11 protein-coding genes and 1 rRNA gene are annotated in these 9,941 nt (G+C 61.6%); 6 read left to right on the top strand and 6 right to left on the bottom strand.

The genetic code is table 11. From position 1 onward, the window contains the following. Window positions 1-82: ribosomal RNA gene (gene rrf, locus QC815_RS17415) — 5S ribosomal RNA — on the top strand; the annotation flags it as partial. A 101-nt stretch (window positions 83-183) separates the two neighbouring features. Here the strand turns inward: rrf and hisC are convergent. Beyond that, the gene (gene hisC / locus QC815_RS17090) at window positions 184-1,245 is read right to left on the bottom strand and encodes a histidinol-phosphate transaminase (RefSeq protein WP_230448498.1); all 1,062 of its coding nucleotides are present in this window, start codon (window positions 1,243-1,245) and stop codon (window positions 184-186) included. A gap of 165 nt (window positions 1,246-1,410) precedes the next feature. Here hisC and QC815_RS17085 point away from each other — a divergent pair, with 165 nt between their 5' ends. From QC815_RS17085 to mnmH, 4 genes are all read left to right on the top strand, one after another. After that, complete coding sequence (locus QC815_RS17085; RefSeq protein ID WP_230448497.1) at window positions 1,411-1,860, top strand: copper resistance protein NlpE N-terminal domain-containing protein; 450 nt, start codon at window positions 1,411-1,413, stop codon at window positions 1,858-1,860. 77 nt (window positions 1,861-1,937) lie between these two features. After that, a complete protein-coding gene (radA, locus tag QC815_RS17080) occupies window positions 1,938-3,311 on the top strand; it encodes a DNA repair protein RadA (protein WP_230448496.1) in 1,374 nt (457 codons plus the stop codon). Window positions 3,312-3,366: 55 nt separating this feature from the next. Beyond that, window positions 3,367-4,404, top strand: coding sequence for a selenide, water dikinase SelD (selD, locus tag QC815_RS17075; protein WP_310541207.1), 1,038 nt, complete (start codon window positions 3,367-3,369; stop codon window positions 4,402-4,404). Then, on the top strand, window positions 4,401-5,507 hold the full coding sequence (mnmH, locus tag QC815_RS17070; RefSeq protein WP_230448494.1) for a tRNA 2-selenouridine(34) synthase MnmH: 1,107 nt from the start codon (window positions 4,401-4,403) through the stop codon (window positions 5,505-5,507). The genes selD and mnmH overlap by 4 nt, the downstream gene beginning before the upstream one ends. Before the next feature lies 1 nt (window position 5,508). On the opposite strand, the gene QC815_RS17065 is transcribed toward mnmH, so the two are convergent. Further along, complete coding sequence (locus QC815_RS17065; RefSeq protein ID WP_230448493.1) at window positions 5,509-6,195, bottom strand: type 1 glutamine amidotransferase; 687 nt, start codon at window positions 6,193-6,195, stop codon at window positions 5,509-5,511. Between the two features lie 120 nt (window positions 6,196-6,315). Here QC815_RS17065 and QC815_RS17060 point away from each other — a divergent pair, with 120 nt between their 5' ends. Beyond that, window positions 6,316-6,912, top strand: a complete 597-nt coding sequence (locus QC815_RS17060) for a YjaG family protein (RefSeq protein WP_027337686.1) — start codon at window positions 6,316-6,318, stop codon at window positions 6,910-6,912. 36 nt (window positions 6,913-6,948) lie between these two features. Here the strand turns inward: QC815_RS17060 and hisF are convergent, their stop codons facing one another. The 4 genes from hisF to hisB form a co-directional block, all read right to left on the bottom strand. Beyond that, a complete protein-coding gene (gene hisF / locus QC815_RS17055) occupies window positions 6,949-7,722 on the bottom strand; it encodes an imidazole glycerol phosphate synthase subunit HisF (RefSeq protein WP_230448492.1) in 774 nt (257 codons plus the stop codon). Continuing rightward, entirely contained in the window at window positions 7,719-8,465 is a 747-nt protein-coding gene (gene hisA, locus QC815_RS17050) for a 1-(5-phosphoribosyl)-5-[(5-phosphoribosylamino)methylideneamino]imidazole-4-carboxamide isomerase (protein WP_230448491.1), read from the bottom strand. Before hisA ends, hisF begins: the two co-directional genes overlap by 4 nt. A gap of 11 nt (window positions 8,466-8,476) precedes the next feature. After that, on the bottom strand, window positions 8,477-9,118 hold the full coding sequence (hisH, locus tag QC815_RS17045) for an imidazole glycerol phosphate synthase subunit HisH (protein WP_230448490.1): 642 nt from the start codon (window positions 9,116-9,118) through the stop codon (window positions 8,477-8,479). A gap of 66 nt (window positions 9,119-9,184) precedes the next feature. Beyond that, window positions 9,185-9,778 carry an imidazoleglycerol-phosphate dehydratase HisB gene (hisB, locus tag QC815_RS17040; RefSeq protein ID WP_230448489.1) on the bottom strand — a complete coding sequence of 198 codons (594 nt, stop codon included), beginning with the start codon at window positions 9,776-9,778 and terminating at the stop codon, window positions 9,185-9,187. Window positions 9,779-9,941 lie beyond the last annotated feature (163 nt).

The raw sequence follows: 9,941 nt of genomic DNA, 5'->3' as shown, positions 1-9,941 counted from the left end.
CCTTGCCGAACTCAGCAGTGAAACCGCTTCGCGCCGATGGTAGTGTGGGGTCTCCCCATGCGAGAGTAGGTCATCGTCAGGCACCTATACCAAAACCCCGAGCACACTGTGTTCGGGGTTTTTTAATGCACGAAAAAAGCCCTATTGCGTAGCAATAGGGCTGATAGGCATAGAGGCTGAGTGTCAGCGGCAGAGCGTTTCCAGAGCTTCTAACAGGCTATCCATTTCATCGTCAGTGCCGATACTGATGCGCAGGAAGTTACTGAGCTCTGTCGTATTGAAATGGCGTACCAGAATGCTCCGCTCGCGTAGCCCGGCGAACAGCTGGGCTCCCTCGTAATCAGGGTGCTGGGTCAGTATGAAATTTGCCTTGGAGGGCAGTACTTCAAAGCCCAGCGTTTCGAGTCGCTGACGGGTGCGCTCGCGAGTGGTGATGACGTGTTCGCGGCAGGCGTCAAAGTGATCTTTATCCTTGAGCGCTTCTATCCCGACCAGGCTTGCCAGGCTATCGACCGGGTATGAGTTGAAGGAGTCCTTCACCCGCTGCAGCCCGTCGATGAGCTCGGGCGAGCCCATCGCGTAGCCTAGCCGCAGACCGGCCAGACTCCGCGACTTGGAAAAGGTGCCGGTGACCAGCAGGTTGGGGTAGCGTCCGATGAGTGCGACCGCCGTCTCGGCGCCAAAGTCGACGTAGGCTTCATCCACCAGCACGACACGGTCGGTAACACGCTGCAGCAGGGCCTCGATAGCGTCCAGCGAGTGAGCGTGGCCGGTAGGCGCGTTGGGGTTGGCAAAGATAACGCCGCTGCGCTCGCCGGTGCCTGACAGCGCATCGAGATCGACTTCCCATTGCGCGTTGAGCGGATGCTTACGCAGCTCGACACCGTACAGGTTGGCGTAGACAGGATAGAAACTGTAGGTAATAGCGGGCACATCAAGCGGCGCGCCGTGGCAGAAGAACGCCTGAAAGGCGAACGCCAGGATCTCGTCCGAGCCATTGCCGACAAATGTTTCGGCAACGCTGACGTCGTAGGCGGCGGCCAGCGTTTCGCGGAGCGCCCTGGATGTCGGGTCAGGGTAGAGACGCAGGTGATCAACCGCATACTCACGCAGCGCCTCGCTGACGCCGGGGGCGGGTGGGTAAGGGTTTTCGTTGGTATTCAGCTTGATGACCCGTTCCTGCGGTTGTTCTCCCGGAACGTAGGGCGTCAGTCGCTGAACTGCTGGGCTCCAATACTGGCTCATGAAAGTGACCTGGCTCGGTGGGCTCGTTGAAGGTTATGGTCGCCTGATGCATGCTTGAGCGCAAGCATTTGCAGCGCTCAGGGGTGGGCGTTGCACCTTGTAGACGTTATGCTGTCATAAGCGCGCGTAACAAAGAAGATGTCCAACACGATAAGGAGACACTCAATGCAACTCAGGAGTTTGCTAGCCGGCTCGGCTATGTTGGCACTATTGGCTGGCTGTGCCGCTGGCCCGACGGAACAGCGCGAAGAAGAGCAAGCCACCAGTTCGGAAGTGACCTATCAGGGCACACTGCCATGCCGTAACTGTGACGGCATCGACCTGGATGTGGTGCTGCAAGGCGAAGAGCAGAGCACCGCAGAGGAACGCACCTTCAACTTGAACGCAGCGTATCGTAACCATCCGCAGAATCCACCGGATGAAACCTACGAAGGTAACTGGGAAGTCTTGAGTGGTACGCCGTCAGACCCCGATGCCACTGTTTACGAGCTGACACCTGACGGTGACGGCCAGATTTATTATTTCCTGCGCGTTGATGACCGCACCCTGGAATTGATCGATCCCGAGCGCCGTCGTTTCGAGAACGGTGAAACCCTGCAGCTTAACCGCCAATAACCTCACCGTTACACGCATAAAGGCGGCCGCTGGCCGCCTTTTGTTTGTGCGACGGTCGTAACAGGAGACCATCTGCGGTGGCAAAAGCCAAAAGCGCTTTCGTGTGCACTGAGTGTGGTGCGGAATATGGTAAATGGCAGGGGCAATGCACCAGCTGCCAGGAATGGAACACGCTCAGCGAGGTTCGCCTTGCCAGCGCACGGCCTGGTAACGGGGCGACAAGCAGTGGGCGCGGCGGCTATGCCGGTGACCATTCCCGACAAATCGTTGACCTCGGGCAGGTTGATCTCAGCGAGGTTCCCCGCCTGACATCGACCTTCGCCGAATTCGATCGCGTGCTGGGCGGTGGCCTGGTACCCGGCTCCGCGGTTCTGCTGGGCGGCAACCCCGGTGCCGGGAAATCGACGCTGCTGCTACAAACCGCCTGCAAGCTCGCGCAGCACCGGCGCATTGTCTACGTGACGGGGGAGGAGTCGCTGTCCCAGGTGGCCATGCGCGCCCATCGACTGCAGTTGCCTACCCAGGGGTTGAAGATGCTGGCGGAAACCAGCGTCGAAACCATTCTGGCCGTGGCCGAGCGAGAAAAGCCCGAGATATTGGTTATCGATTCGATCCAGACCATGCACCTCGAAGACATCAGCTCGGCCCCCGGGGGCGTGGCTCAGGTGCGTGAGTCAGCGGCGGCGCTGACACGCTTTGCCAAGCAGACGAATACCGTGTTGCTGCTGGTAGGGCACGTCACCAAAGACGGGACACTCGCGGGTCCCAAGGTGCTCGAGCACATGATCGATGCCTCGCTGCTGCTGGAAGGCGGCGCCGACTCACGCTTCCGTACGCTGCGCGGCCAGAAGAACCGGTTTGGCGCGGTCAACGAGCTGGGCGTGTTCGCCATGCTCGAGCAGGGGCTGAAAGAGGTCAAAAACCCCAGCGCCATCTTCCTCTCGCGCCAGGAAGAGCAGGCGCCGGGAAGCCTGGTGATGGTGGTGTGGGAAGGCACGCGCCCCATCCTGGTCGAAGTACAGGCGCTGGTTGATGAGTCAGCACTGGGCAATCCGCGGCGCGTGGCGGTGGGCGTGGATCAAAACCGCCTTGCCATGCTGCTCGCCGTGCTCAACCGTCACGGCGGGCTGTTTACCGGCGATCAGGATGTCTTCCTGAACGTGGTCGGGGGCGTCAAGGTGCTCGAAACCAGCGCTGATCTGGCCGTGCTGCTGGCGGTCGTTTCCAGCCTGCAGAACCGTGCGCTGCCGCGCGAGCTGGTGGTGTTCGGTGAAGTCGGCTTGTCGGGGGAGATACGCCCTGTGCCCAGCGGCCAGGAGCGCATTACCGAAGCGGCCAAGCATGGCTTTCTGCGCGCCATCGTGCCGAGAGCCAACGCCCCCAAAAAGCCGCCCAAAGGCATGGAGGTCATCGCCGTCGACAAATTGAGCGATGCACTTGATGCCCTCTAACCCCTGGCGGTTGGAGTACACTAAAGTGATGACTAATGAGCCAAGGAGAGACGCCATGAGTTCCATCCGGTTAACCCAATACAGTCATGGTGCTGGCTGTGGCTGCAAGATAGCCCCTGATGTGCTGGATCATATTCTCGCCAAAGCCGGCCCGGCCGCCGGCCATAAACGTCTTATTGTCGGCAACCAGGGCCGCGAGGATGCGGCGGTTTACGACTTGGGGGACGGCCGGGGCATGATCGCCACTACAGATTTTTTCATGCCCATTGTCGATGACCCTTTTGATTTCGGGCGCATCGCGGCCACCAATGCCATCAGTGACGTCTATGCCATGGGTGGCACGCCGGTCATGGCCCTGGGGATTCTGGGCTGGCCGCTGGACAAGCTGAGCGCCGATGTCGCCGGTGATGTGGTCGCCGGTGCCCAGGCGGTGTGCCGTGAGCTGGGCGTTGCCCTGGCGGGTGGCCACTCTATCGATGCCCCCGAGCCTATGTTCGGGCTGGCGGTCAACGGTCTGGTGGATCTGGATAAACTGAAGCTCAACTCCTACGCCAAGCCCGGTGACTTGCTGTTTCTCACCAAGCCGATCGGCGTCGGCATGCTGACCACGGCGGAAAAACGTGGCTTGCTGGAAGCCGGCCACCACGGGCTTGCCCGCGAAACCATGCTGCAATCCAACCGTATCGGTGTCCCGCTGGCCGAGATCAAAGGCGTCAACGCGATGACGGACGTCACCGGGTTCGGTCTGGCAGGGCACTTGGCCGAAATGTGCCGCGCCAGCAATGTCATGGCGCAACTTGATTTTCGGCGTCTGCCGCGTCTGGCCGAGGCGGAGAGCTATCGCCGGCAGGGGGCTGTCACTGGTGGCTCGCAGCGCAATCGTGACGCCCTGGGCAGCGCGCTACCCGCGATGGACGATGCCCACTGGCAATGGCTATGCGACCCGCAGACCTCCGGCGGGTTGCTGCTGGCCGTCGACCCGGCGTGGGAAGATGATGTCGAGCGCATCGGTCGTTCCTACGGCTTGAACCTGCAGCCGTTTGGCACGCTGAAAAAGCCCCAGGGTGAGGCGCTGATCGAGGTCATCGGGTGACTCTGCCGACCGTCCCCGCCGATCCTCGGCTTATTGATCAAGGATGCCCACTGATTGACGTTCGCGCGCCCGTCGAGTTTGCCAAAGGCGCCTTGCCGGGTGCGGTCAACCTGCCGCTGATGGATGACGACGAGCGTCATCGCGTAGGGATCGCCTACAAGGAACAGGGGCAGGAAGCCGCGATTGCCCTGGGTAATACGCTGGTCACCGGTGCGGTGAAAGACACCCGGGTTGCCGCCTGGCGGGATTACCTGGCTCGCCATCCAGACGCGGTGATTTACTGTTTTCGTGGTGGTCTGCGCTCGCAGATTGTCCAGCAGTGGCTTGCAGACGCCGGTGTGATCCGTCCGCGTATAGAGGGCGGCTGGAAGGCCCTTCGTCAACGGTTGATGGCGCGGATAGACGCTGCCGCCGATCAGCCGCTGCTGGTAGTGGGAGGCCTTACCGGCTGTGCCAAGACCGTGCTGATCAACCGCCTGACCAATGGGGTCGATCTCGAAGGGTTTGCCCAGCATAAAGGGTCGGCATTCGGCCGCTCGCCTGAGCCACCGCCCTGCCAGATCGATTTCGAGCACCGCCTGGCCCAGCGGCTGCTGTCGCTACCCGGCCCTCTGGTGGTGGAAGATGAGTCACGCCAGATTGGCCAGGTGAACGTGCCGCTTAACTTTTGGGGAGCGATGGAGCGTGCGCCGCGATTGCGCGTCGAAATGCCCCTGGATTGGCGCCTGGCACAGCTGCAGCGTGACTACATTCTTGATCTTGAACAGTCCTATCAGGCGCGCTACGGCCCGGAAGAGGGCTGGCAGCGGATGAGCAAGCAGCTGGGCAATGCCCTGTTGCGATTGAAAAAGCGTCTTGGCGATGCCCGCCTGCAGCGGCTTCAGCGGCTACAGGCGCTGGCCTTCAAGGAGCACGAACACGGCAATCCCCAGGCCCATGAAGCCTGGTTGGCGCCGCTGCTCACCGAGTATTACGACCCCATGTATCGCTACCATCTCAAGCGCCAGCAAAAGGCCGGTGTTGATGAAGTCCATGTGGGTGACTGGGAAAGCTGCCTGGCGGCCGCCCGGCAATGGAGCCTCGATCAGGCGGCCCTTGACTAGTTCAGGGGGAAGCCGGGCGCAGCCACTGGCTCATCAGTCGGTCGAGCAGCGCGGCCAGTTGATCAAACCGCCTGGGGTGTTGGCGTATGTCCGCCTCAAGCTGCATGAAGTCGCGGCGCTCGGCATTAAGGGCGTGGTGGGTAAACAGCGGCTCGATGCTTTGCGGCGTCACTTCAAGGTGGTAAAGCAGCCCGACCACGCGCCCGTCGTCCCAGCTGAAGCCCTGAAGGGGCGCGGCGTCGCTACCGCCGCCGGGTAACGCCTCGTCGGGCAGGCTGAACACGTAGCGGTGCCACATGAAGGCGTCGAACGCTTCCGGCAGGTCAAAGGGGCTATCCGGTGCCAGGCGAACGGTATGCCAGCCGGTTTCCGGGTAAGTGCCCGGGGCAACCACGCTGCCCAGCGCATCGGCGATCCAGAGTGCGCCCAGACCGATGCCCAGCAAGGGTTTCTGGCCGTCCAGGTAGCGGTTGATCAGCTTGCTTTCGGCCTTGTACCAGGCCGGTGGCGCCTGGACGAAATCGTCGGGGCCATCGAGCACGATAAGGGCGTCACTATCGCCGGCCGGTGGGGTGAGCTCGCCGTTGTAGAGATGAAAAACGGTGTAGCTATGCCCCATGCTGGTTAGCCAGTCGGTTAACCGGGCGGGTTCGTGGTCAGGGCCGTGCTGTAGCAGATGGACATGCATGATAATCTCCTCGCCGGCCACATTCTCGAACGCGTCGACAGCGGCGGCCGACACGCTTGCGACAATAACGTATGGTCCCTATTTGACCAATAACTTGTGTAATACGATTCAGGAAAACGTATGGCATCCAATCCCCCAGGGTTCTATCAACGGCTCCAGCAGCTTCCATTGGCGGCCCAGCAAGCCTTCATGGCGGCGCTTTGCGAGCGTCTGCTTCCCAACTACGCGCTTTATGAACAAACCACGGGGCATGGCGATGGGCACACGCTGCGCACGGTGCTCAATCTGGTCTGGGAGCGCCTGAGCGTGCCTAACGCCAGTATCGACTTTGCCCGCCAGGCCGAAAAGCTGGCCGAATGCGAGCCGCCTGAAGACGACGAGAGCTTTGGTGCCCGCCGGGCATTGGATGCGGTGGTGTCGATATCAGCGCTGCTGGATACCCTGCAGGGCGAGTCGCCCGAAGCCGTATTGGATGTCAGCCGCACCTCGCGCGCCGGCGTGCGTGCCTTTATCGAGCTGACCGAAGGGGAAGAGGACGCCACGGCGCTGGCCCTGCTGATCCGTGACCATCCGCTGACCGAAGACGAAAACAACTTTCAGGACGCCGTGCTGGAAGAAGTCTCGCAACCGCTCACCAAGGACGCCCTGAAAGACATTCGCCAGCTAGGGCGCAATGGCGGGGTCAGTAACCTGGGGTTATCGCTGGACGACGCCTGAACGGCCGCCGACGCAACGTCGGCGGCCTTGTGCGGGCTAGAGGCGCATGTCGATGCCGTGTTCGGCCATGTAGCGCTTGGCTTCGGGAATGGTGTATTCACCGAAGTGGAAGATGCTCGCGGCGAGTACCGCGTCAGCGCCGCCTTTCAATACCCCATCGACCAGGTGGTCCAGGTTGCCCACCCCGCCCGAGGCAATCACCGGCACGCTGACCGCTTCGGCGATGGCATGGGTCACGCCCAGGTCAAAGCCTGACTTGGTGCCGTCGCGGTCCATGCTGGTCAGCAGCAATTCGCCCGCCCCGAACTCGACCATTTTCTCCGCCCACTCGATGGCATCCAGGCCCGTGGGGCGGCGTCCGCCGTGGGTGAAGATTTCCCAGCGCGGCGGTTCGCCTTCGTTGGATACCTTTTTGGCATCAATGGCCACGACGATGCACTGACTGCCGAAGCGCTCGGCTGCTTCGCGCACGAAGTCAGGGTTGGTGACCGCCGCCGTATTGATGGATACCTTGTCCGCCCCTGCATTCAGCATGGTGCGAATGTCGTCGCAGCTGCGAATGCCGCCGCCGACGGTGAGCGGAATAAACACTTCACCGGCAATCCGCTCCACCATATCCACCGTGGTGTCGCGGTCTTCGTGGCTGGCGGTGATGTCCAGAAAGGTGATTTCATCCGCACCTTGCTGGTTATAGCGCTTGGCGATTTCAACCGGGTCGCCCGCATCGCGGATGCCGATAAAGTTCACGCCCTTGACGACACGACCGGCGTCCACGTCCAGGCACGGGATAATGCGTTTGGCGAGACTCATGCACGACCTCCCGTAAGTTGGTCGCTGAGCCGCTGGGCCTCGGCGACGTCCAGGCTGCCTTCGTAGATGGCGCGACCGGTGATGGCACCCAGAATCCCGCTGTCAGCGACGTCGCAGAGGGCCTTGATATCGTCGAGGTTGGTGACCCCGCCCGAGGCAATGACCGGCAGGCCCCCTTCACGGCCCAGCTGAGCGGTCGCCTCGACATTGACGCCCTGCATCATGCCGTCCCGGGCGATATCGGTGTACACGATGCTCGACACGCCGTCGTCGGCGAAGCGTTTGGCAAGCTCGGTGGCCTTCATCGTGGAGACCTCGGCCCAGCCGTCGGTGGCCACGAATCCGTCTCTTGCATCCAGCCCGACAATCACATGGCCCGGGAAGGCGCGGCACATTTCGGTCACGAAGTCCGGCTCCTTGACCGCTTTGGTACCGATGATGACATAGGAAACGCCGGCGTCGAGGTAGTGCTCGATGGTCTCGGCCGAGCGGATGCCACCGCCAATCTGGATGGGCAGGTCAGGGTAGGCGCGAGCAATGGCGGTTACCGCCTCGCCATTCATCGGCTTGCCCTCGAAGGCGCCGTTCAGATCGACCAGATGCAGGCGGCGGGCGCCGGCTTCCACCCAGCGGGCGGCCATGGCAACCGGGTCGTCGCCGTAAGAGGTGGCGTCGTCCATGCGGCCCTGCTTCAAACGAACACACTGGCCGTCTTTGAGATCGATCGCGGGAATTACCAACATAGTGAGTCCTCTCAGGGCGTCCAGGAGACAAAGTTTTCCAGCAGGCGAAGACCCGCACGGGCGCTTTTTTCAGGGTGAAACTGTACGGCGAAGGTGCTATCGCGGCCGATGGCGACATGCGCATTCACGCTGCCGTATTGGGTAGTGCCGAAGACATGGGCATCGTCCGCCGCTTCGACATAGTAACTGTGCACGAAATAGAAGTGCTCGTGCTGGTCAATACCGTCCCACAGCGGGTGCGGCTGCTGCTGTTCCAGCAGGTTCCAGCCCATGTGCGGCACTTTCAGGCGCTGGTCGTGCTGGTCACGCATGGTGGCCGGAAAGCGGTTGACGTTGCCCGGGAAAAAGCCCAGGCAGTCGACGCCGCCGTTCTCCTCGCTACGCTCCAGCAGCATCTGCTGACCCACGCAGATGCCTAGCAGCGGCTTGGCCTGGCGAGTGAGGATGTCATCGACCAGCCCACGCAGCTCGGTACGCTCCAGCTCGCCGACGCAGTCGCGGATGGCCCCCTGGCCCGGCAACACCAGGCGGGTCGCCCCGAGAATGCGACGCGGGTCACGTGTAATGACCACGTTTTCATGGGTGACATGCTCGAGTGCCTTGGCGACAGAATGCAGGTTGCCCATTCCATAGTCGATTACAGCAATGGTCATTAAGCGCTCCTTGTGGAGGTAGACGGCGGGAGGTGGACGGCGATGCGCCAACGTACCGGCAGCGGATTATAGGCTGCCCTTGGTCGAGGGCATTTGCCCCGCCATGCGTGGGTCTTCGCTGACCGCCATGCGAAGGGCCCGGCCAAAGGCCTTGAAAATGGTTTCGGCCTGATGGTGGGCGTTCACGCCCTTCAGGTTGTCGATGTGCAGCGTAACGCGCGCGTGGTTCACAAACCCCTGGAAAAACTCGCTCACCAGTTGGGTCTCGAAGCGGCCGATGGTATCGCGTGTAAAGTCGGCGTTCATGTAAAGCCCGGGCCGACCCGAGAAATCGACCACGACACGGGACAGCGCTTCATCCAGCGGCACATAGGCATGGCCGTAGCGGTAAATACCACGCTTGTCGCCAATCGCTTCAAGAAACGCCTGGCCCAGGGTGATGCCCAGATCCTCGACCGTGTGGTGGTCATCGATGTGCAGGTCGCCGTGAGCATCGATGTCGATATCGATCATGCCATGGCGGGCGACCTGGTCGAGCATGTGATCCAGAAACGGTACCCCGGTCTGGCACGTCAGGCGGCCTTCACCGTCAAGATTGACGCGGACGCTGATCTGCGTTTCGTTTGTGTCACGGCTTACCGTGGCGATTCGCGCTGACATCTTGCAACTCCTGCGCTATTGCGCACTCTAGAGGGAAGCCGATGGCCCAGATGAACCCTACCACCGAACGAAAAGGGCAATCCCTTTGGCAAAACGCCCATTATAGTGAATCGGTGCCCCCATCCGCTACAATGCGCCAAAGGTAACCGCCTTCCAATGTGAA

The organism is Vreelandella gomseomensis, from assembly GCF_031451645.1.
GTDB lineage: Bacteria > Pseudomonadota > Gammaproteobacteria > Pseudomonadales > Halomonadaceae > Vreelandella > Vreelandella gomseomensis.
This window is presented reverse-complemented; position numbering and strand designations above follow the sequence as displayed.

Bases quoted from the DNA above. Each gene is read 5' to 3' on its own strand.
- hisC (WP_230448498.1), bottom strand. From the start codon at position 1,245: ATGAGCCAGTATTGGAGCCCAGCAGTTCAGCGACTGACGCCCTACGTT.
- QC815_RS17085 (WP_230448497.1), top strand. From the start codon at position 1,411: ATGCAACTCAGGAGTTTGCTAGCCGGCTCGGCTATGTTGGCACTATTG.
- selD (WP_310541207.1), top strand. From the start codon at position 3,367: ATGAGTTCCATCCGGTTAACCCAATACAGTCATGGTGCTGGCTGTGGC.
- QC815_RS17065 (WP_230448493.1), bottom strand. From the start codon at position 6,195: ATGCATGTCCATCTGCTACAGCACGGCCCTGACCACGAACCCGCCCGG.
- QC815_RS17060 (WP_027337686.1), top strand. From the start codon at position 6,316: ATGGCATCCAATCCCCCAGGGTTCTATCAACGGCTCCAGCAGCTTCCA.
- hisF (WP_230448492.1), bottom strand. From the start codon at position 7,722: ATGAGTCTCGCCAAACGCATTATCCCGTGCCTGGACGTGGACGCCGGT.
- hisA (WP_230448491.1), bottom strand. From the start codon at position 8,465: ATGTTGGTAATTCCCGCGATCGATCTCAAAGACGGCCAGTGTGTTCGT.
- hisH (WP_230448490.1), bottom strand. From the start codon at position 9,118: ATGACCATTGCTGTAATCGACTATGGAATGGGCAACCTGCATTCTGTC.
- hisB (WP_230448489.1), bottom strand. From the start codon at position 9,778: ATGTCAGCGCGAATCGCCACGGTAAGCCGTGACACAAACGAAACGCAG.